The following is a 22,564-nucleotide window of genomic DNA, read 5'->3' as shown; positions in this document are numbered from 1 at the left end:
ATTACTTACCCGTGCGAGCAATGATACTCACCATATTAAGTACCGCAGCAGAGCGCTCATGCCGCCGCCATGCCAGCGTAATCTTGGTTTTTAGCAAGCTATCGTCAATCTCATGATAAGTAACATTATTCGCCTGAATAGTTGTCAGCGAGCGAGGCACGATAGTAAAACCAAAGCCTGCCGACACCATCCCTATGGCAGACACCAACTGGGGGGATTGTTGCCCCAGCTCCGGCTTAAACCCGGCACGGTAGCAAGCGCTGATAATGGTATCAAACAATCCTGGAGCCACTTCGCGAGGGAAAGTAATCAGCTTTTCATGCTGTATCGCTTGCAGATTGATTTGTGGGCAGCGATGCAACTGATGGTTATGGGGCAGTACCAGCAACATATCTTCCTCCACCAGCACCTTACAGGTGAATTCATTACTGGCATCACATGGCTGACGGATAAAAGCCACATCAATGCGTTCGTTATGCAAATCATTCATTAACACCGGCATGGTCTTTTCACTGGGTGACAATATCACCTCAGGATATTTATCCCGATAGGCGTGGAGTAGGCGCAATACCAAGGGCTGGAAGGCTGTCGAGCTGGCAAAACCTACCCGCAACTTACCCGTCTCCCCGCGCGCGATACTTTTAGCTCGCTCTATCGCTTCATCCGTAAGCGTCAATATATGACAGGCATCCACATAGAACGCTTTCCCTGCATCAGTCAGTTCAACACCGCGCGTGAGCCGACGTAGCAGTGGTGTCCCGATCTCCCGCTCTAGCTTTTGAATTTGCTGACTTAGTGGTGGCTGAGAGATACCCAGCTTTTCAGCCGCCCGGGTGAAATGGCGGGCTGAAGCAACCGCAGCAAAATATCGTAGATAACGTAGTTCCATATATTATTGATATCAAAAAAGTGGGATTCCTATATTGGTACTTATGTTCTTTCAGCGTCAACCTTATACGTAAATATAAATATAATTTATGTTACAGGTAAGGCGGAGAGAGAGAGATGACTAAATCAATAACATCGCATTGTTCATGTACTCAAGAGATTGTAAAAAGCTTTATTGCCTATAGAGAAAAGCATCCTGAGTGCATTATTTATCAAACATCACTAATGAGCGCGCTAATTAGTGGGGTTTATGAAGGCCAAATCACCATGGCAGAACTACTGAAACACGGTGATTTTGGATTAGGAACATTTAACAATCTTGATGGTGAATTAGTCGCACTAAACAGTAAAATTTATCAATTACGATCCGATGGCAGCGCCCGTTCAGCACAACCAGAACAGAAGACACCTTTCGCAGTAATGACTTTTTTTCAGCCGACCGAAAAACGCAGTTTCGAACATAAAATAAGCAGAAAGCAGCTCCATAACCTGATTGATGACCTTACCAAAACAGATAATCTGTTTTGTGCTCTGCGTATTGATGGCACCTTCAGCCACGTTGAAACCCGCACCGTTCCCTGCCAACAGCGCCCCTATAAACCCATGCTTGAAGCCATCTCCGAGCAACCGACGTTTGATTTCACCCAGCAAAATGGCGTGATCATCGGTTTTCGCAGCCCGGACTATACCCAAGGAATAAATGTTGCCGGCTACCACGAGCATTTTATTACTGACACCCGCAATGGCGGTGGCCATGTGCTCGACTACCAATTGGAAAAGGGTGTTCTGACCTTCGGCACCGTGGCCAAACTGGTAATCGATCTGCCGCAGGAAGCTGATTTTCTCCAGGCCAATCTCTCCCCGCAAAATCTCAATAACGCCATCCGCGCGGTAGAAAGTTAACCGGCGGTAAAACATCAATTAATAGCGGCTAAATCAACCATAGAGGACAACACATCATGACCAATGAAACGCATACTCAGACTTGGCAGTGCGGGGCTGATCTGGTGGTTAATCATTTAGAGCAGCAAGGTGTAAAACAGGTGTTCGGTATTCCCGGCGCTAAAATTGATCGAGTATTTAATTCACTGGAAGATTCCAGCATTCAAACGATTGTGGTGCGCCACGAAGCGAATGCGGCTTTCATGGCTGCGGCCATCGGCCGGTTAACCGGTAAAGCAGGCGTTGCATTAGTCACCTCAGGGCCGGGTTGCGCCAACTTAGTTACCGGGCTGGCAACAGCGACCTCTGAAGGGGATCCGGTGGTGGCGCTAGGCGGCGCGGTAAAGCGGGCCGATAGCCTGAAAATAACTCACCAGAGTATGGATACTGTGAGTATTTTTCGCCCGATAACTAAGTTTAGTGCGGAGGTAACTGCCTCTGCGGCGCTGTCAGAAGTCCTGGGTAATGCCTTTAGAACCGCTGAATTTGGTCGGCCGGGCGCGGCCTTTATTAGCCTGCCGCAAGATATCCTCAACAACCCTGTGACCAGCCAGGCGTTGATTCATCAACCATGCCCACACAGTGGCGGTGCCCCCTTGGATGAGATTACTGCCGTGGCTAAGTTGATTAACAACGCTAAAAATCCCATTTTGCTCCTCGGATTGATGGCCAGCCAGCCGGCAAACGCTCGAGCCATACGGCGTTTACTTCACCATAGCAAAATACCGGTCACCAGCACCTATCAAGCCGCAGGGGTGGTTGATCAGGCACACTTTGATCATTTTGCCGGGCGGGTGGGCTTATTTAATAATCAGGCTGGCGACAAGTTACTACAACAAGCCGATGTGATTATCACCATCGGTTATAGCCCAGTGGAATATGACCCAGCACTGTGGAACAGTGGCCAGGCGACACTGATACATCTGGATATTTTACCCGCCGAAATAGACGCAGCCTATCAACCAGAAAAAGAGTTATTGGGCGATATTGCCACTACAGTGGATGCATTAGCCCCACGGATACATGGCCCGTTAATGTTAACATTGGCAACACAGGCGGTATTGACAGAGCGCTGCCGCCAACGACGAGACTTGGCCAGCCGGGCTGACCATATGAGTGGTTTCGCTATTCATCCGCTGCGTTTGGTCCGGGCAATGCAGGATATTGTTAATAGTGACGTGACCTTATGTGTCGATATGGGGAGCTTTCACATCTGGATTGCCCGCTATCTTTACAGCTTCCGCACCCGCCAAATTTTGATGTCAAACGGTCAACAGACTATGGGCGTTGCACTGCCATGGGCCATTGCCGCAGCACTGGTGAACCCACATCAAAAGGTCGTATCCGTATCGGGTGACGGCGGTTTCATGCAATCAAGTATGGAGCTGGAAACCGCGGTGCGCCTGAAAAGCAATTTACTGCATATTATTTGGGTCGATAACGGTTACAACATGGTGGAAATACAGCAGCAGAAAAAATACCATCGGCCATCGGGAGTTAGCTTTGGCCCGATTGATTTCAAAATGTACGCCGAATCCTTTGGGGCGAAAGGTTTTGCCGTAGAATCTGCTGACGAATTATCCCATAAATTGCATCAAGCTATGGATGTATTAGGCCCGGCAGTCATTGCCATCCCAGTGGATTATTCAGATAACTATCGTTTAATGGAAGAGCTGAATATCAGCCAATTGCTGTAGTGCGAAGCCCGTACCGGGTGACGTGCAACGTAGTTGCTGACACATCGAGGGATACAAAAAAGCCGTGTTAATCATATAAAAAAACCCTGACCATAAGATCAGGGCTTTATCGTTATTACTCTTAATAACCAATCACATCAAGATGCGCAGCATACGGCGCAATGGCTCTGCCGCGCCCCATAGCAACTGGTCACCTACAGTAAAGGCGGAGAGATACTCCGGCCCCATATTCAATTTACGCAGGCGGCCAACCGGGGTATTCAATGTACCGGTTACCGCAGCCGGAGTCAGTTCACGCATGCTCAACTCGCGGTCATTCGGGATAACACGAACCCAGTCATTGTGCGTTGCCAACATTTGCTCAATTTCTGGCAATGGCACGTCTTTTTTCAGTTTCAGCGTAAAAGCTTGGCTATGGCAACGCAGCGCACCAATGCGCACGCACAGACCATCTACTGGAATGACGCTGCTGGTGTTCAGAATTTTGTTAGTTTCAGCCTGGCCTTTCCACTCTTCGCGGCTCTGACCATTATCCAGTTGTTTGTCGATCCACGGGATCAGGCTACCTGCCAGCGGTACGCCAAAGTTATCAGTTGGCAAGGTACCACTACGGGTTGCAGCAGTGACCTTACGTTCAATATCCAAAATGGCAGAGGCCGGGTCTTGCAACTCTTTAGCCACGCCAGCATGTAGCATACCCATCTGAGTCAGCAACTCACGCATATGGCGCGCGCCACCACCGGATGCTGCCTGATAAGTGGCAACTGATGCCCACTCAACCAAATTATTAGCAAACAAACCACCCAAAGACATCAGCATCAGGCTAACTGTACAGTTACCCCCCGCAAAGGTCTTGATACCTTTATCTAAACCCTGTTGAATGACACTATGGTTGACCGGATCCAGAATAATAATTGCGTCATCTTGCATACGAAGAGAAGAAGCGGCGTCGATCCAATAGCCTTTCCAGCCGATTTCTCGCAGCTTTGGATAAACTTCGTTGGTATAATCTCCCCCTTGGCAGGTGATGATAATATCCAATGCACTCAGCGCATCAATATCATAAGCATCTTGCAACGTACCTTGCTGGCCGGTAAATGTCGGCGCGGCCTGGCCATGTTGCGAGGTGGAGAAAAAGACCGGGCGAATACCGTCAAAGTCGCGTTCTTCAATCATGCGTTGCATGAGCACTGAGCCGACCATACCGCGCCAGCCGATAAAACCAACATTTTTCATGTTTACTGTCCTGCCTTGGAAGGTGACACCGATTAATGGATGCCTGTCTTGTATAACTGCGCGCTGTAAGGGTACGGCAGACTGACTAAGATAGACCTGATACCACCTTACAAAATATGGACAAAGTGGCAAGTGAATTTATTCGATACCAGAATGATTCAAAGCAATCTTCCTAATATGTGGCTTTGATTGGCGGGAAACGCCAGTCCCCTAGAGGTAATAATGACTGAGATGATTGCGGCAACAGTGCTGCTGTTTTTGATTATGGACCCACTGGGAAATCTGCCGATTTTTATGTCGGTACTCAAGCATCTGGAACCTAAGCGGCGGCGAGTCGTATTGATTCGCGAATTGCTCATTGCGCTGATATTAATGCTGATTTTCCTGTTCGCTGGCGAGAAGATTCTGGCGTTCCTAAATCTGCGAACTGAAACGGTGTCGATATCTGGCGGTATTATTCTGTTTTTAATCGCAATTAAGATGATTTTCCCCACCCCAGAAAGTAACGTTACCGGGTTATCGGCTGGGGAAGAGCCATTCTTAGTGCCACTGGCTATTCCCTTAGTGGCAGGCCCATCGATTCTGGCAACGCTGATGCTACTGTCGCATCAATATCCTAATCAAATTAGCCATTTAGTGTTGGCGTTGATGATTGCGTGGGGGTTGTCTGCGGCGATTTTGCTGATGTCGAATCTGTTCCTGCGCCTGCTGGGTAATAAAGGTGTCAGTGCGCTGGAACGGCTGATGGGGTTAATTTTGGTGATGCTATCTACGCAGATGTTTTTAGATGGTGTGCGGGCATATTTGACCAAATAGGGTTGGCCTCAGTTGCGCAATCCAAGAGGGGCGCGCCCTCTTGGGTATAAACTCACTTTAGTTACGACTTTTCAGTGCTAATACACAACGCTGCACCACGTTATCAATATCCGCATCAATATCGACGCAGAGAACATCTGGCTCATCTGAACCCGGCTCTTCCAACGCGTCAAACTGGCTTTTCAGCAGATCAGTTGGCATAAAATGGCCAGAGCGAGCTTTTAATCGCTCCATGATGACGTCGAAACTGCCTTTTAGATATATAAACACCATCCCCGGATTACCTTCCCGCAGACGATCACGATAACGGCGCTTCAGCGCTGAGCAGACAATAATACCGGTTTCATTTTTATGATTCAGGCTGTAGGCAGCATCACTCAAACGCTCCAGCCACGGCATACGATCTTCATCATTCAGTGGATGCCCGCTGCCCATCTTCTGAATATTGGCGCGAGGGTGTAGATCGTCACCATCAATAAATTTGGCATGGATTTGGCGGGCTACAGCCTCTCCTACCGTGGTTTTGCCGCTACCCGATACACCCATCACGATAATGCTATGTCCTGCCATAATGTTGATCTCTATCTCAGAATGGGAATTTTACTGCTCTCTATGGTTCCGTATTTTACCATGTTACCGGTATCATGATACCGGTAACAAATGAAGATGTGATTTTTATCACAAAGGCCATCTTCCGACCCTACTGACGATAAAAAGAAGCTGACCGCAAATCATAACAAAAAACGAAATACCCAAAGTTATTGGAGAAATACTATGCCATTAGTCATTGTCGCGGTTGGCGTTGCCATGCTGCTGTTACTGATGATCCGTTTCAAACTGAACGGATTTATCTCGCTGATACTGGTCGCGCTGGCGGTAGGTATCATGCAAGGGATGCCAGTCGATAAAGTCGTCGGCTCAATCAAAGCTGGGGTTGGCGGAACGTTAGGCAGTCTGGCGCTGATTATGGGCTTTGGTGCCATGCTCGGTAAATTACTGGCTGATTGTGGCGGCGCTCAACGAATTGCGACCACACTGATTGATAAATTTGGCAAAAAACACATTCAGTGGGCGGTCGTGCTGACCGGTTTTACTGTCGGTTTTGCGCTGTTTTATGAAGTGGGCTTTGTACTGTTGCTGCCACTGGTATTCAGTATCGCCGCATCCGCCCGAATCCCACTGCTGTATGTCGGTGTGCCGATGGCTGCAGCCTTGTCGGTAACCCACGGTTTCCTACCACCTCACCCCGGCCCAACAGCTATTGCGACCATTTTCCATGCGGATATGGGTAAAACGCTGCTGTACGGGACTTTACTGGCAATTCCGACCGTTATTCTGGCCGGCCCGGTGTTTGCGCGCTTCCTAAAAGGAATTGATAAACCGGTACCAGAAGGATTGTATAACCCGAAAACCTTCACCGATGAAGAGATGCCAAGCTTTGGCGTCAGTGTCTGTACAGCGCTGGTTCCGGTGATTTTGATGGCATTGCGGGCAGTGGCAGAGATGATTTTGCCAAAAGGCCACCCAGTGCTCTCTTATGCGGAGTTCTTCGGTGACCCGGTGATCGCCACCTTAATCGCTGTATTGATAGCGATTTTCACCTTTGGCTTAAACCGTGGCCGGTCAATGGAATCAGTGATGGATACCGTGACCGACTCCATCAAAATCATTGCAATGATGCTATTGGTTATCGGCGGCGGTGGTGCTTTCAAACAGGTTTTAGTCGACAGTGGCGTCGATCATTATATTGCCAACATGATGAATAGCAGCGGTTTATCACCAATTCTGATGGCATGGTCAATCGCAGCCGTACTGCGTATTGCGCTAGGTTCTGCGACAGTGGCGGCGATTACGGCTGGCGGTATCGTAGCACCACTCATTGCCACCACCGGTGCCAGCCCTGAATTAATGGTTATTGCCGTCGGCTCCGGTAGCGTGATTTTCTCTCACGTCAACGACCCGGGCTTTTGGTTGTTCAAGGAGTACTTCAACCTGACCATTGTGGAAACCTTTAAGTCATGGTCAGTGCTGGAAACCATTATTTCGGTCTGCGGCCTGGTCGGTTGCCTGTTATTAGCCATGGTGATATAGCATCTGGCAGCAATAGTTATTTAGCTAAACCATTGTGATTTAAATACTGCCGCCGGGGAGGATGGTGAAACCAACATCAACCATCCTCGGCGCTACCGCCTCTCCGCGCAGTTTTGCCAGCAAACGCTCGGCACCAATTTGCCCCATTCTTTCACGCGGGGTTAGCACACTGGCCAGCTTGGGTACCATCGACTGGCCAATATCGTGACCATGGAAACCCGCTATTGCCATATCATAAGGGATAGATAACCCCTGACGCTGACACTCAAATACGGCACCAATTGCCAGGTCATCATTGGTACAAAAAATACTGTCAATCAGTGGATAACTGGCTTGCGCTTCACGCAACAACTCAGCACCTGCCGAATATGACGATGAACGGCTGGTCATCACGCTCATCGGCACCAAACCGGATTCACGCATCGCCTGCTCATAACCTTGCTGCTTAATGACGGTACGCTCATCCTGACGTGCGCCAAAATAGACAACATGGCGATGGCCTTTGGCGATAACTTGCTGCGTCATCTGCCTTGCCGCTTCAAAGTTATTAAAGCCCACTGCCAAATCAATACACGGCGAAATACAATCCATCAGCTCAATGACTGGAATCCCCGCGACCTCAATCATTTTCAATGTACGGGCGGTATGGTGACGTTCGGAGAGGATTAGGCCGTCGATATTATAAGAGAGTAACGAGGTTAACCGCTGCTCCTCACGCTCTTTCTGATAGCCATAGTGCGCTAGCATAGTCTGATAGCCATGCGCATCCGTCACACTCTCAATGCCGCGCAAAACCTCGGCAAAAACCTGGTTGGTCAATGACGGCAACAATACGCCGATGGCATGACTGGTCGCGTTGGACAGGATATCGGGGGCGCGGTTGGGGATATAGCCCAGTTCGTCTAACGCCAGCGCGATTTTTTTCTGCAAAAGCGCGGAAACTTGTTCTGGATTACGCAAATACCGGCTGACGGTCATTTTGGTCACCCCAACCATATCGGCGACGTCTTGGAGCACTGGCCTTTTTTTCTTCATTATCAATGAACTGAGGCTGGGTAAATGGGATACTATTCTAGCAAAGAAAAGGGTATGGCGCGATGCACATACCCTTTTTTACATATACCCGTCATACTTCAAGCTGCATATGCATTGGCTGCTTTCTTTCACCCGAATCACTTACCTGAGTAAGCTCATCGGGATTATGAGCCTCATCAGAGGCTCACCCTGCGGGCCAGCGCAAGCGCCGTTCAAAATGGTTTGCAACCAATTTGTCACTCAATTGCCGCCTGCCTGCAACTCGAATTATTAGGGTATGGGATGGTCAAACTTAAACTGGCGGTAAATCAAACAACAAAATTTCACTGTCTTCATCAGCATGAATAGAAAGTGCAGCTTCATCCCAGATAGCGAATGCATCGCTGGTCGCGGCATGATGCCCATTGATAGAGACCTTACCACGGACTACCTGTATCCAGATGCGGCGCTCTGCTTGAATCTGATAAATGGACTGCTCCTCACGTTTCAGTGCCCAACGCCAGAGTGTCATGTCCTGGAATACTTTCAGCGAGCCATCGCGGGCATCCGGTGATAACACCAACTGCCGCCCTTGCGGGATATCAAACATCTGCTGTTCATAACGCGGCTCCAAACCTGTCTTATTGGGGATAATCCAAATCTGGTACAAATGCAGCGGTTGGTCGTCACGGCCATTATATTCTGAATGGCGGATACCGGTACCTGCGCTCATAATCTGGAATTCACCGGCATGGATCTGCTCTTTATTACCCATACTGTCTTTGTGCTCGACAGTACCAGACAGCACATAAGTCAGGATTTCCATATCTTTATGCGGATGGGTACCAAACCCCTGACCTGCATCGATCACATCTTCGTTAATCACTCGCAGTGCTGAAAACCCCATAAATTCTGGATCGTAATAATCAGCGAATGAGAAGGTATGCCAACTGTCCAACCAACCGTGATTAGCATGGCCCCGTTCTTCTGCTTTGCGTAAATAGATCATGTTCAGTTCTCCTCAACGTTTTCTTTAGTCTAGATGTCGCGGGAGAATATGAAAGCGTAAAAAACTCACTCCTCTGTTCAAAAAATTCGACTGATTAATAAGTTGAAAGACAAATGATTTGAATTTGAAGTAATTAGCGAAAGAAAACGTTGAGAGAACTTGAGATATGACTGCCTACGAACCAATGATGCAGCGAACAAACAGTGCAAAATAGGCAAAAAAAAAGCCAGCACCCGGCTGGCTAAGTAAACACTGGAAGCAATGTGAGCAATGTCGTGCCTTCGTAATGTGAACACCTAAACGCTGATGGCCTCATCTGAAAGCACGACAATGATAATCATTATCACTCTCACTTGTAAAGTGTTTTTTCTAACCACTTGCAATATTATTGACTCAGGTAAATAAAACGCTATTTTATTAGGTAATTCAAACAGTAAGAGTAAGGGTATGTTTATGGAAAATGTGCAGATACGCCATGTGGAGTTCACCGACTATCCCGCTTTGCGGCGGTTATTTTCTCATCCACAGGTTTATCGCGACACGTTACAGCTTCCCCTACCTTCTGAAGAGATGTGGGCCAAAAGAATTAAAGATTTTCCCGCCGGGATGCATAGCCTGGTGGCATGTATTGACGAGGAGATCGTTGGACAACTGACTGTCGAAGCCAACCAACGGGCACGGCGTAAGCATGTCGCCACTTTTGGTATTGCTGTTGATGCAAATTACTGTGGACAAGGCATCGGCAGTGCATTAATGACTGCTATGATTGAATTATGTGATAACTGGTTGAATATACAACGTATTGAGCTAACAGTGTTTGTCGATAACCTGGCGGCTATCGCGCTTTACCGCAAGTTTGGCTTTGAAATTGAAGGTACCAGCCCACGTTTTGCTTTTCGCGAGGGCCAATATATCGATGCGTATCATATGGGGCGAATCAAGATATCCGCCTAATCCTCAGGGGATAGTGTACCAACCTATCCCCTGCCATAACTGAATATGACTAAATGTTCGCGGTTTCTTTAATATAGTGGCGGGCTTTCACTGCATACTCAAATGGATTAGCGATAGCCGGATCCTGCTCTGCCTCTACTACCATCCAGCCCTGATAACCTTTTTCATCCAGCAATTTAAATACCGGACGGAAATCAATTACCCCATCGCCCGGTACAGTGAACATGCCTTTTTTCACCCCATCGAGGAAACTGAGTTTATTCACTTTCACATCAGCCACTATTTCATCCCGCACATCTTTTAAATGAACATGATTAATACGCGGCAGATATTTCTCCAAAATAGCCAGCATCGCCGCCTGGCTCCCCTCAGAAACATAGGCATGACCTGTATCAAAGAGCAGATATACATCGTCGTTAACCATACTCATATAACGATCTATTTCTTCGGTAGTTTGGATCCCCGTCCCCATATGGTGGTGCAAACAGACTTGCATACCTTTGGTTGCCGCAATCTTGGCTAATTCGTTATAACCATCAGCAACTCGCTGCCATTGCACATCGGTGAAGTGTGGTTTTTCTTCAAATACTGCCTTCGTCGTCCCTTGAATGCTCTTACTTTGTTCTGAGCAACCAATCACTTTTGCCCCCATTATATGGAGGAAATTCATATGATTAATAAATTCATCAATGGTCTTGGCCCGCTGGTCATCGGCGAAGAAAGTGCTAAACCATGCATTACAAATCTGCATACCGCGCAGCTCAAGCATAGGTTTAAGTACGTTAGGATCTCGCGGGTATTTACTACCAACTTCGCAACCAGTAAATCCTGCAAGAGCCATTTCACTGATACATTGTTGGAAGGTATTTTCTTTGCCTAAGTCAGGCATATCATCATTGGTCCAACCAATTGGCGCGATTGCTAACTTCACACGTTCTTTATTCATAATAAACCTCTGCGATACATCCAATTTATAGAGATGAATACAATTAAAATGTGATTAATTGCCCGTCTTTAATGCAGGAAAATATACCTTTGGCGCTTGAAGCTGCGGCGTTGTTCACTGCAACGTCAATAACGTTGGGTTACGTTTTTATTTAAAATCTTAAAGAGAACTTGCAACTGAGGCCGCCGGGCGACTTTATTTCCCCAACAATTCGCGCTCAATACGTTCGCGAGTAGCCACCGCCTGATGCACCATTTTTTCTGGATAACCAAAAAGAGAAGTCGCAATAATTGACTCACCACCGACTTTAAAGATGCGATTAGCGAAATCCATATCGCGCAGAGTTTGAAATAAGGCAGAGAAATCGACTTCCCCTTCACCAATACCAACATGTTGATGAATAACCGCATCAACACCCGGTGGATTCACAATATAACGGCAATGCTTGGTGTGATTCATGGTGTCGGCAATCAATACATGAGAAAGGTCAACACCCGCATATTTCAGCATGCTGGCAACGTCCCCTTTGCCTTTATCGTAGAAAAAGGTATGGGGCACGCTATACAGATACTTCACATTATCGCTGCGGAGTGATTTCACTAAATCTGCGGTTTCATTATTTTCTTCACAAAAATCCCACGGATGAGATTGAATCTCTACCCGAATCCCTTCCCGTTCAATAATCGGCAATAACTCTTCCATTGAGCGATACCACATCTCTTCGCAAACTTCTGGCTCATTTGGATCGCCAGAAAGTTCGGTATTAATCACAGAGACACCCATTTCAACTGCAATTTCAATCATTCTCTTCCAGTTGGTCACCGCAGCCTGCCGCCTTGCCTCGAGTGGCCCAGCCCAACGATAAACCACAATAAAGGAAGATATTTGCACCCCGGTTTCTTTTAGTACTTTCTTATATTCAGCAACAACTTCGCGGCCCGCTTTTGGGTGTTTATAAAATGGGTTTAACTGCGGATGCGGTGATTGTTCAATATAGTCATATCCCCATTCTGCCACTTGACGAACCATATTGCTGATACCAAGGTCTTTAATGACATCAACATCAAATGCAATCTTCATCGCTCCCCCGTTTCACGCAAGATACATGCAAGCTTGAGATAAACTCCATTTGCAACAAAAAACCTGACTATGCGGCAGCAGGCTAGCTAGCGCACAGGCAGCAGAGTTTGATGTTATTTATTATAAAAATCAGGTCGTGGCGGCAAACTCACAGGAACAATTTCACCGCTGTTCTGTGCCGCAATACAGGCATCCGCAGTAACGGCGGCAGCAAAACCATCCCAGGCAGAAGGACCGGTGAGTTTTTCAGCTAAAACGTCATTGATAAATGCTTGTAACTCAACATCATAAGCATCAATAAAGCGGTCTTTCCAATCGGTCAGTATTTCATGCGATAGCCGTGCCTGGCTGCGCATCAGCACGGATGAGGGTTCTGGTAATTTTGCAATACCGGTATCACCTACCACTTCACATTGAATATCATAGCCATATTGGCAATTCACAAAGATTTCAACATCAATACGCGTTCCTTTCGCCGTTTCAAATAACACCACCTGCGGGTCTTTCAGATGCGCTTTAGCGTGTTTGGCTTTACGTGGGAAAACAACCTGAACGGAGACATAATCATCATCCAGCAGCCAGCGCAGTACATCAATCTCATGGATCAATGTGTCAGTAATAGCCATATTGGTGGTGTAATTTTCGCCGACTCTCGGGTTACGGTGAGCACAATGCAGCATCAAAGGTTCACCGATTTCCCCACGAGCAATCACATCTTTCAGTGCGCGATAACCCTGATCATAAGGGCGCATAAACCCAACCTGAACCAAGCGCTTACCCTTGGCGGCTTCAGCGTCTACAATTCGCTTACACCCTTCAGCTGTCACCGCCAACGGCTTTTCACAAAATACATATTTACCCGCAGCAATGGCTGCCAGAACAAACTCTTCGTGGCTCGGCCCCCAAGATGTGACTAATACCGCATCCACCTCTTTTGCATTAATCACTTCATGCCCGTCGGCATAGATATTCGCCTCAATACCCAGATCACGAATAACTTTAGTGGCATGCTGCTGATTGATATCCGTTACAGCAACCACACGAGCGCCCTGTAAAACTTTACTGCAACGACGAATATGATCCTGGCCGATAGCACCTGTTCCGATGACACCAATATTTAACGACATATTATTTTCCTCATGAAGTTTCGGTTTGCAGGTGATACCTGCTCGTTTTACGACTTCACATCCAGCTCAAGTTGCAGGTGCGTTGGCAGCCCTCATGACTCGGCACATCCCTGTACCGCCATTTTGTGTGTTGAAAGCTATTGGGTATAACGCATTGATTGCCTGCTTAATTAGCCTTAGTAATCACGGGCTTTGGCGATATTTTTTTCCAGTTCACGAACGACTGCATCGGTTCGTTCACTTTCAGAAACTTGAGCAACCCCAACCCGCCACCAACTCAGGTATTTATGTACCATGGTCTTTGGCAGCACTTTTATGTCAATCAAGGTAGAAATTGCCTGCGAATGGGCATCGGTTAATGCATCGATCAGTTGTTGCTCGGTAGAAACACGATATGTTTTACAGCCATAGGCGGCAGCCAGCATGGCAAAATCAACCGGAACAAGACTGCCATCTAATTGGCCTGTGTCCTCATTACGAAAGCGGAATTCTGTGGCATAGCTGTCCATGCCATGTTCCATTTGCAGGTTATTGATGCAGCCATTCGTCATGTTATCGAACAGCACAACGTTAATTTTTTTACGCTCTTGAATAGAGGTAACCAGTTCGGAATGCAGCATCATAAATGCGCCGTCCCCAACCAATGAGTAGACCTCCCTGTCTGGTTCAGCTAGCTTCACACCCAGTGCGGCACCCACCTCATAACCCATGCACGAATAACCGTATTCGACGTGATAGTCGTTACTCCCTTTGGTACGCCACACCCGCTGTAAATCGCCGGGCAAACTACCCGCAGCCGCAACAATGATGGCATCAGGAGGTAATGTGTTATTCAGTACTCCCAGCACTTGGCTTTGCGTCAAGAAAGAGCCGGTTTTATTGATAAATTCAGCAAAAACCTGTTCACGGTCCAAATGGTCATTAATTTCAGGAACGAAATCGTCGGCACGGTATTGCACCTGATAAACCCGCTGCGTTTCAGCTAATTGTTCCGCGCGCATGCGAGCAATTTCACCCCCCCATCCGGCTTGATAACCGGTAGTGCCAAGCTGTTGATGCAATGCTGATAATGCCTCACGCGCATCAGCCAACAATTGCAAACCATCCAATTTACCGGCATCAAAGGCACTGACATTAATATTCAGGAATGAAACGTCTGGATTCTGGAATAACCATTTAGAAGACGTGGTGAAATCGCTATAGCGAGTGCCAACGCCGATCACCAGATCCGCCTGTTTTGCTAATGTGTTAGCAGCCAGGCAACCGGTTTCACCAATACCACCAAGATTTAATTCATGTTCTGAGCTGATAGTGCCTTTACCGGCTTGCGTTTCTACCCACGGCAAACCAAAACATTCAGCAAATCGTTGCAATGCCTGGCCGGCTTGCGAGTATTTCACCCCTCCCCCACACACCAAAATGGGCTTGCGTTTGGCAGTCAGTAACGCAATGGCATCAGCCAGCATGGCGGCACTGGCAGGGCGTCTGTCAAGGCGATGAACTCGCTTATGGAAGAAATAGTCAGGATAGTCATAGGCTTCAGCCTGCACATCTTGTGGCAAGCTCAGTGTCACAGCCCCCGTTTCTGCCGGATCAGTCAGAACCCGCATCGCATTAATACAGGCGCTCATCAGTTGTTCTGGCCGCGTAATGCGATCCCAGTATTTACTAACCGGTTTGAATGCATCATTAGTGCTGATGCTAAGGTCATGAGATTGTTCTATTTGTTGTAACACCGGGTCCGGTTGGCGGGATGCAAATACGTCGCCTGGGAGCAATAGTAGGGGAATACGATTGGCCGTTGCCGTTGCAGCGGCGGTAATCATATTAGCGCTGCCCGGCCCGACGGATGAGGTGCAGGCATAAATTTGCTGGCGCAGTTTTTGTTTGGCAAAACCGGTAGCGGCATGGGCCATCCCTTGCTCATTCCGCCCCTGATGAACCACTAAATCGCCACAGTTTTGTTCCAACGCCTGCCCCATTCCCAGCACATTACCGTGGCCAAAAATAGCAAAAATCCCTTTGATAAATTTGATTTCCTGACCATCAACTTGCAGATATTGGTTGTCCAAAAACCGGACTAATGCCTGTGCAGTGGTTAGCCGAATCTTATTCATTTACCCATCCTTTGCTCTGTTGCGCTACATCATGGTGACCAAGTGACGTTCAGCCCCTGAAGATACATATGCCGGAGAGAAGCAGCAGACTTGTTAGCTTTCGCCTGGCTGACGACAGTAAGGAGAAACATAGCAGGGATTATAAACAAATATTTTTTTCATAAAATCAAATTACAGAAGAAACATTTCATTCTGCGATGAAGATCAAATATTCTCAGAAACACTGAAATAGCGCGTCCCCGGCTTACCATGCGATTGACCGTTCATTTTCAATCGTCAATAAAATCGCATAACCAATTGATATTAGTATACTATTTTGATTTTAATTCTTCTTTGCTACACCTCGGAAACACTGCCAATAACCGGTCTAAGCTTTTGGTGTAAGTCCCATTTTCAGACCTGATATGAGGCTTTTATCTTCGTCACACAACCGGGGAATAAATTTCATTTAACCTTGAACTTGAAATTTTTATTCCTCATACTGGTTTTAGAAATGTCATTACAGGTTTATTTCATCGGTCACTGTCGGGGCTTGGTTTAATACAGAAGGAAATGGGGATGGGTACACAACACAAAGTACTGGATGTCATATGTATCGGCCGTATTGCCGTCGATTTTTATGGGCAGCAGATTGGTGCCCGGCTGGAAGATACCAGTACATTTGCCAAATATTTAGGCGGGTCATCAGGTAATGTTGCTTATGGCACCGCAATTCAGGGCTTGAAGTCAGGCATGCTGGCACGTGTTGGCGATGAACATATGGGCCGTTTCCTACGCGAGGAATTACAGCGTGTTGGGTCTGATACCCGTTTTCTTATTACTGATAAACAGCGGCTGACAGGTTTGGTTATTCTGGGTATTAAAGATCAAGAGACTTTTCCACTGATCTTTTACCGTGAAAACTGCGCTGATATGGCCCTGACACCAGATGATATTGACGAGACATATATTGCTTCATCACGCGCGCTGGCAATCACGGGTACACATCTTTCGCATCCGAATACCCGAGCAGCAGTGCTAAAAGCATTGGAATATGCCCATAAGTATGGGTTGCGCACAGCGCTCGATATTGATTATCGCCCGGTATTATGGGGCCTGACCTCACTTGGAGACGGTGAAACGCGTTTCATAGAGTCGCAAAAAGTAACGCAGGAATTGCAGGAAGTACTGCATCATTTCAATTTAATCGTTGGTACAGAAGAAGAATTTCACATTGCGGGGGGGAGCACAGATACGCTGACAGCCCTGCAAAATGTGCGTAAAACTACGCCAGCGACACTGGTTTGCAAGCGCGGAGCACAAGGTTGCTCTGTTTTTGAAGGGGATATTCCCACCCGTTGGGAGTCAATCAAACTGCATTCTGGTGTGCGCGTCGAGGTTCTCAACGTATTAGGGGCTGGCGATGCCTTCATGTCTGGCCTGCTGCGCGGTTATCTGAATGATGAAGGCTGGGAGCAAGCCTGCCGCTACGCCAATGCCTGTGGGGCGCTAGTTGTTTCACGTCATGGTTGTGCTCCAGCGATGCCGACAAAAATTGAACTGGATGATTATCTTAGCCGCGAATATTCCGTGCCACGCCCTGACAAGGATAGCCGCCTTAATCATTTACATCGGGTGACTACCCGTAAGCAACAGTGGCCTGAACTTTGTGTTTTTGCCTTTGACCACCGCAAACAATTGGCTGATATGGCCCGTGAAGCCGGTGTTGGTGAAGAGCGCATCCCAAAACTTAAGACATTGTTGCTACAAGCAGCGCAACAAGCCGCTTTGGAGTCTGGATTGGAGCATAAAAGTGGCATTCTGGCTGATACGACATATGGTCAGGAGGCGCTCAATATCATTACCGGCCAGGGATGGTGGATAGGCCGCCCCATAGAATTACCCAGTTCCAGGCCATTACGGCTTGAACACGGTAATATTGGTTCCCAGCTAATAGATTGGCCACTGGAACATGTGGTTAAGTGTCTGGTTTTTTATCATCCCCAAGACCGTGCAGAACTGCGCCAACAGCAGGATGAGCTAATTGTGGATGTATATCGTGGATGCTGTAAATCAGGACATGAATTGCTACTGGAAGTGATTTTACCTGAAGATAATAAGGATAAGGATGAGCGCTATTATATTGAAACTATGGCTCATTTCTATCAGCTAGGCATTCAGCCAGATTGGTGGAAGCTGCCGCCGCTAACGGCAGAAAACTGGCAACTGGTTGGCAAACTGATTGAAACTCAAGATCCCTATTGCCGAGGTGTATTAATTCTTGGGCTGGACTCGACAGAGGCCGTATTAAAAGCAGGGTTTGCCGCTGCTGCACACGCCCCGTGGGTTAAAGGTTTTGCTGTCGGCCGGACCATTTTTGGCCAGGCATCGCGCCACTGGTTACAAGGTGAATTGAATGATGCCGAGTTAATGACACAAGTGAAACAAAATTACCAAACCCTGATCGGTTATTGGCGTGACTATCGTCCTGCTATTTGAATTAAAAACTGCTCAATCGGCGCTGAAGTGATACTGCCTCAGCGCCACTATTATGCCGCTATCTACGCTGTTTATTCCCCATAAAGCCAAAAAAATCCTGATTTCTATCAAAGTTAATAAAGGAATATCTTTAGATTTCATTCATTTCTATTAATATAGTTTGGTGAATTTATTTAAGTTGCGATGAAATAAAAGCAAATACTGACATCAATAAATGAAATTTTCCAACCACCTGTTAGAATACTGTCAGATAGACTCAAAGAACTTGGGGTTGCAGCCAGCCAAAGCGAACACATCTCAACGAGCTGACACATGTAAGTCATTCGGGTGAATAACCTTAGCTAACAACCTTGCAGCTTTAAGTACGAAGGGAATAACCCCTGAAATTTCCTCTGCCGTGGGCCGAATGGATGAATAACCCTACTCAACTTTCATTGTTACAAGACCAAATTCGTCATCGCTATGAGACGTTAAGCAAGCGCTTAAAACAAGTTGCCCGTTATATATTGGATAACAGTAATAGCATTGCATTTGATACGGTTGCTTCTATTGCGGCTCAAGCCGACGTACCACCTTCAACATTGATCCGATTTGCTAATGCCTTTAATTTCAGTGGCTTCAACGAAATGAAACAGGTATTCCGCCAGCATTTGATGGAAGAAACCGTTAACTATACCGAGCGAGCACGGTTATTCCGCCAAACATCAACAGATGGCAGCACGGCACCAGAAAGTCCGGCAGAAATACTGAATGTATTTACCATGGTAAATGCACAAGCGCTGCAACAACTGGCCGTACAAACCAGCGCAGAACAGTTGGAGAGAGCAGTTGAATTGTTGAAAAATGCTGAAAATATCTATGTGATTGGTCTACGTCGCTCTTTTAGTGTTGCTTCTTATCTCACCTATGCGTTACGCCATCTGGAACGTCGTGCTTTTCTGATCGATGGGTTAGGGGGAATGTTCGCTGAACAACTGAGCATGGTGAAACCCAAAGACGTAGTGATCGCTATTAGTTATTCACCTTATGCGCAAGAGGCGTTAGAACTGGTGGAATTAGGGGCGAAGAGTGGTGCACAACAGATTGCGATTACAGATAGCCAGGTCAGCCCATTAGCGGCTTTTAGCGATGTGTGTTTTGTCGTGCGAGAAGCTCAAGTTGACGGTTTCCGTTCGCAAGTAGCCTCTATGTGTCTGGCACAAACATTGGCAGTTTCACTGGCACTGAATAACGCGAAAGAGTAAACACTCCAATAGGAGACTCTGTTCGTTTTTCGTCATTTCTGCTCACACCTAGAATGGGTAGGGTTCCTCCTACCCCATTATTATATGCTTTAGCCAGAGTAAGTTAGCTGTTATTAACCGGATAGTTATCGCTGTTGATCCATGCGTGGTCTTTCTCCCAGGTAAATTTCCATAACCGTACCGGCCCTGCCATCACATTCAAATAATAGTTGTCGTAGCCTGCTAACGTTGCCACCGGGTGATAACCTTTGGGGACTTTCACCACATCACGGTTATAAACAGGCATACACTCATCCAATGAACGGTCGTCAGTATAAACACGCTGCATACAGAAGCCCTGTTCAGGGTTCAACCGGTGATAATAGGTTTCTTCAAGATAAGTTTCGTCGGTAGAATTTTCCTGATCGTGTTTATGACTTGGATATGAGCTGGTGTTCCCTTCGTCTGTGTAGACCTCTACCACCAGCAAACTGTCCGCAGGCTCACTGTCAGGCAGAATATTATGCACTAACCGCTGGTTGCGCCCCTTACCGCGCCGTTCGACCCCGACATCAGCCGGCGTAATCAGGCGGGAAGGCAAATGTCCCTGTGCAGGGGCACGGCATACCGCCAATTCCAAGTCAGTTTCTGCCACCACTTTCACATGATCATGATGTGGAACATAAACAGAATAAGGCGGTGTTCGTTCGAACGGACTCATACGTTTACCAATATGTGGGTATTCCGCGTGCAGAGTTGAAACTGAAGCAACACCAGCAACCAATACCAGACAGAGTTCATTGTCACCACTGTCCAGAACTAATGCTTTACCCGCAGTAAGACGATAGACATCAAATCCAACAAAACGCCAACCCGCATTTTGCGGTGAAATGTGTTGAATACGTCCATCCGCATCCGGTAACTGACATTTGGCAAGCAGTGAAGACATAATAACTCTCCTGTTAACACTTGAAATTAACCCAAGGCACACCCACTGATAGCATTAGCCAAGTGTTGGCATACTGTACTCTGAAACCGTTTGCTGGCCGGTAGGCCAACGGGCAGTGGTTGTTTTCATCCGGGTATAAAAACGCACGCCATCGGTACCGTGAACATTTAACGCACCGAATACCGAGCGCTTCCAGCCACCAAAGCTATGGAATGCCATTGGGACAGGTACTGGAACATTGACGCCAACCATTCCGGCCTGAACTTCATGCACAAATAGCCGCGCATAGTGGCCGCTACTGGTAAAAATAGCGCTGCCGTTGCCAAACTCATGGCTATTAACTGTATCAATGGCTGTTTGGTAATCAGGGACTCTGACAATACCCAGTACCGGCCCAAAAATCTCTTCCCGATAGATTTTCATCTCTGGCGTGACATGGTCAAACAGAGTGCCGCCTACATAATATCCCTGCTCATAACCTGCAACTTTATAATTGCGGCCATCGGTGACTAACGTTGCGCCCTCTTTCACACCTTGATCGATATAACCGAGCACTTTTTTCTGATGGGTGGCAGAGATTAGCGGCCCCATCTCATTTTCTTCACCACCTTGCTGCAAGCCTGGGCCGACTCGCAAGTGAGTGATGAGTGGTTTTAACTTCTCAATTAATTTGTCCGCAGTGTCATCACCCACGACAACCGCAATCGGCAAAGCCATACAACGTTCACCCGCCGAGCCAAATGCACCACCCATCAATGCATTTACTGTGGCATCCAAATCAGCGTCAGGCATGATAATTGCCTGATTTTTAGCAGCACCAAATGCTTGTACGCGCTTACCGTGCGCACTGGCAGTAGTATAAATATGTTCAGCTACGGTAGAAGATCCAACAAAACTGACGGCCTGAATTCGTGGGTCAGTGCAGAGTTGGGCTGCACTCTCATTTGAACAGTGAATAACATTGAATACACCATCCGGTAACCCAGCTTCAGTCAACAATTCCGCCAGACGAACAGAGGCTGACGGGTCTAATGCCGGTGGCTTCAGGATAAAGGTATTGCCACAAGTTAAGGCGACGGGGAACATCCACATCGGGACCATTGCTGGGAAGTTAAACGGTGTTATACCTGCGACCACACCTAACGGTTGCATCATGGAAAAACAATCCACCCCCGTACCAACATCTGCGGAATATTCACCTTTCAAGAGATGTGGAATGCCACAGGCAAACTCGACGACTTCCAGCCCACGGGTGATCTCACCCAACGCATCGGAATAAACCTTGCCGTGCTCACGGACAATCAACTCAGCCAGCTCATCACGATGTTGCTCAATCAGCGCTTTAAAGTTGAACATAATACGGGCGCGACGCAGTGGGGTAGTCCGTGACCAATCGGCAAATGCTTGATGGGCCACGCCGATAGCCTGATTAACTTCCTCGGCAGTACTTTGCGTAACCTGGCTTTCGACTTTACCGGTGGCTGGATTATGAATCTCGGCAGTCTGATTGCTGGAACTCAGGGAATTCTTCCCGCCAATAAAGTTACTCACGATTTTCATGTCTAACCCTCTTCTCAATAGCTGCTACCGCAAGGTTCGCTCAAAGTGGCTTTAACCTGACACCCATTCCTAACGGACCATACGCTCAATCAGTAAAGGCTATCTTGTGGTGGGACCAAAATAGCCAGCAAGGCGACCAGCCACCCGAGAGGCGAAAACCAGCCGACATGCAGACTCTATTCCATTGAAAAAAAAGTTTCAAATAACTTCTTTTAGAAATTTTGTTTTGTGCGATGTATCGCAAGTTCCTGTAAGGCTTTAACACCGCCATCAAAAAAGCCAGATAGCCCACGCAACGCGCCAAAAAGGCTAAAAAATCTCGTTCTTTTGCGATAAACAAATTGTTAAGGTTAAAAAAACAACGGCAATAACTCGATTTCATTGGTTGTTAATGCAAGCTGAATCGCTTTTTTAGCTTAATTTTTGAACCACATCTA

The 22,564-nt window shown here is 47.2% G+C and carries 18 protein-coding genes; 7 read left to right on the top strand and 11 right to left on the bottom strand.

Features of this window, described 5'->3' with window-relative positions:
- Position 1: 1 nt before the first annotated feature.
- Positions 2-889, bottom strand: coding sequence for a LysR family transcriptional regulator (locus V2A85_RS06330; protein WP_372560299.1), 888 nt, complete (start codon positions 887-889; stop codon positions 2-4).
- 116 nt (positions 890-1,005) lie between these two features.
- Between V2A85_RS06330 and budA the strand changes: the two genes are divergently transcribed.
- Together budA and alsS are read left to right on the top strand one after the other, a co-directional pair.
- On the top strand, positions 1,006-1,791 hold the full coding sequence (budA, locus tag V2A85_RS06325; RefSeq protein WP_420071084.1) for an acetolactate decarboxylase: 786 nt from the start codon (positions 1,006-1,008) through the stop codon (positions 1,789-1,791).
- Between the two features lie 56 nt (positions 1,792-1,847).
- Positions 1,848-3,527 (top strand): acetolactate synthase AlsS, encoded by a 1,680-nt coding sequence (gene alsS, locus V2A85_RS06320; RefSeq protein ID WP_420071083.1) that lies wholly within the window; start codon positions 1,848-1,850, stop codon positions 3,525-3,527.
- A gap of 132 nt (positions 3,528-3,659) precedes the next feature.
- Here the strand turns inward: alsS and asd are convergent, their stop codons facing one another.
- Positions 3,660-4,763: an aspartate-semialdehyde dehydrogenase gene (gene asd / locus V2A85_RS06315; protein ID WP_083161275.1), complete on the bottom strand. Its 1,104-nt coding sequence runs from the start codon at positions 4,761-4,763 to the stop codon at positions 3,660-3,662.
- Positions 4,764-4,985: 222 nt separating this feature from the next.
- On the opposite strand from asd, the gene V2A85_RS06310 reads away from it, so the two are divergent.
- The gene (locus V2A85_RS06310; protein ID WP_005186017.1) at positions 4,986-5,579 is read left to right on the top strand and encodes a YhgN family NAAT transporter; all 594 of its coding nucleotides are present in this window, start codon (positions 4,986-4,988) and stop codon (positions 5,577-5,579) included.
- A gap of 57 nt (positions 5,580-5,636) precedes the next feature.
- Here the strand turns inward: V2A85_RS06310 and V2A85_RS06305 are convergent, their stop codons facing one another.
- Entirely contained in the window at positions 5,637-6,149 is a 513-nt protein-coding gene (locus tag V2A85_RS06305; RefSeq protein WP_083161277.1) for a gluconokinase, read from the bottom strand.
- A gap of 204 nt (positions 6,150-6,353) precedes the next feature.
- Between V2A85_RS06305 and gntT the strand changes: the two genes are divergently transcribed.
- Positions 6,354-7,670, top strand: coding sequence for a gluconate transporter (gene gntT / locus V2A85_RS06300; RefSeq protein WP_372560296.1), 1,317 nt, complete (start codon positions 6,354-6,356; stop codon positions 7,668-7,670).
- Between the two features lie 39 nt (positions 7,671-7,709).
- Here the strand turns inward: gntT and gntR are convergent, their stop codons facing one another.
- On the bottom strand, positions 7,710-8,705 hold the full coding sequence (gene gntR / locus V2A85_RS06295; protein WP_372560295.1) for a gluconate operon transcriptional repressor GntR: 996 nt from the start codon (positions 8,703-8,705) through the stop codon (positions 7,710-7,712).
- Between the two features lie 292 nt (positions 8,706-8,997).
- On the bottom strand, positions 8,998-9,693 hold the full coding sequence (locus V2A85_RS06290; RefSeq protein ID WP_372560294.1) for a pirin family protein: 696 nt from the start codon (positions 9,691-9,693) through the stop codon (positions 8,998-9,000).
- A gap of 453 nt (positions 9,694-10,146) precedes the next feature.
- Here V2A85_RS06290 and V2A85_RS06285 point away from each other — a divergent pair, with 453 nt between their 5' ends.
- Positions 10,147-10,647, top strand: coding sequence for a GNAT family N-acetyltransferase (locus V2A85_RS06285; protein ID WP_372560686.1), 501 nt, complete (start codon positions 10,147-10,149; stop codon positions 10,645-10,647).
- 49 nt (positions 10,648-10,696) lie between these two features.
- Here the strand turns inward: V2A85_RS06285 and iolE are convergent, their stop codons facing one another.
- The 4 genes from iolE to iolD form a co-directional block, all read right to left on the bottom strand.
- Positions 10,697-11,593, bottom strand: a complete 897-nt coding sequence (gene iolE, locus V2A85_RS06280) for a myo-inosose-2 dehydratase (RefSeq protein WP_420071082.1) — start codon at positions 11,591-11,593, stop codon at positions 10,697-10,699.
- 195 nt (positions 11,594-11,788) lie between these two features.
- Positions 11,789-12,673, bottom strand: coding sequence for a sugar phosphate isomerase/epimerase family protein (locus V2A85_RS06275; protein ID WP_420071081.1), 885 nt, complete (start codon positions 12,671-12,673; stop codon positions 11,789-11,791).
- A gap of 113 nt (positions 12,674-12,786) precedes the next feature.
- Positions 12,787-13,800, bottom strand: a complete 1,014-nt coding sequence (locus V2A85_RS06270) for a Gfo/Idh/MocA family protein (RefSeq protein WP_420071080.1) — start codon at positions 13,798-13,800, stop codon at positions 12,787-12,789.
- Between the two features lie 176 nt (positions 13,801-13,976).
- The gene (iolD, locus tag V2A85_RS06265) at positions 13,977-15,917 is read right to left on the bottom strand and encodes a 3D-(3,5/4)-trihydroxycyclohexane-1,2-dione acylhydrolase (decyclizing) (protein ID WP_420071079.1); all 1,941 of its coding nucleotides are present in this window, start codon (positions 15,915-15,917) and stop codon (positions 13,977-13,979) included.
- Between the two features lie 558 nt (positions 15,918-16,475).
- On the opposite strand from iolD, the gene V2A85_RS06260 reads away from it, so the two are divergent.
- Together V2A85_RS06260 and V2A85_RS06255 are read left to right on the top strand one after the other, a co-directional pair.
- On the top strand, positions 16,476-18,395 hold the full coding sequence (locus tag V2A85_RS06260) for a bifunctional 5-dehydro-2-deoxygluconokinase/5-dehydro-2-deoxyphosphogluconate aldolase (RefSeq protein ID WP_420071078.1): 1,920 nt from the start codon (positions 16,476-16,478) through the stop codon (positions 18,393-18,395).
- A 410-nt stretch (positions 18,396-18,805) separates the two neighbouring features.
- On the top strand, positions 18,806-19,639 hold the full coding sequence (locus V2A85_RS06255) for a MurR/RpiR family transcriptional regulator (protein WP_372560288.1): 834 nt from the start codon (positions 18,806-18,808) through the stop codon (positions 19,637-19,639).
- Positions 19,640-19,742: 103 nt separating this feature from the next.
- Here the strand turns inward: V2A85_RS06255 and iolB are convergent, their stop codons facing one another.
- Positions 19,743-20,567, bottom strand: coding sequence for a 5-deoxy-glucuronate isomerase (gene iolB / locus V2A85_RS06250; RefSeq protein WP_083161299.1), 825 nt, complete (start codon positions 20,565-20,567; stop codon positions 19,743-19,745).
- Positions 20,568-20,621: 54 nt separating this feature from the next.
- The gene (locus tag V2A85_RS06245; protein WP_372560287.1) at positions 20,622-22,127 is read right to left on the bottom strand and encodes a CoA-acylating methylmalonate-semialdehyde dehydrogenase; all 1,506 of its coding nucleotides are present in this window, start codon (positions 22,125-22,127) and stop codon (positions 20,622-20,624) included.
- Positions 22,128-22,564 lie beyond the last annotated feature (437 nt).

This window comes from Yersinia sp. 1252 StPb PI (genome assembly GCF_048593885.1).
GTDB classification, from domain to species: domain Bacteria; phylum Pseudomonadota; class Gammaproteobacteria; order Enterobacterales; family Enterobacteriaceae; genus Yersinia; species Yersinia enterocolitica_E.
This window is presented reverse-complemented; position numbering and strand designations above follow the sequence as displayed.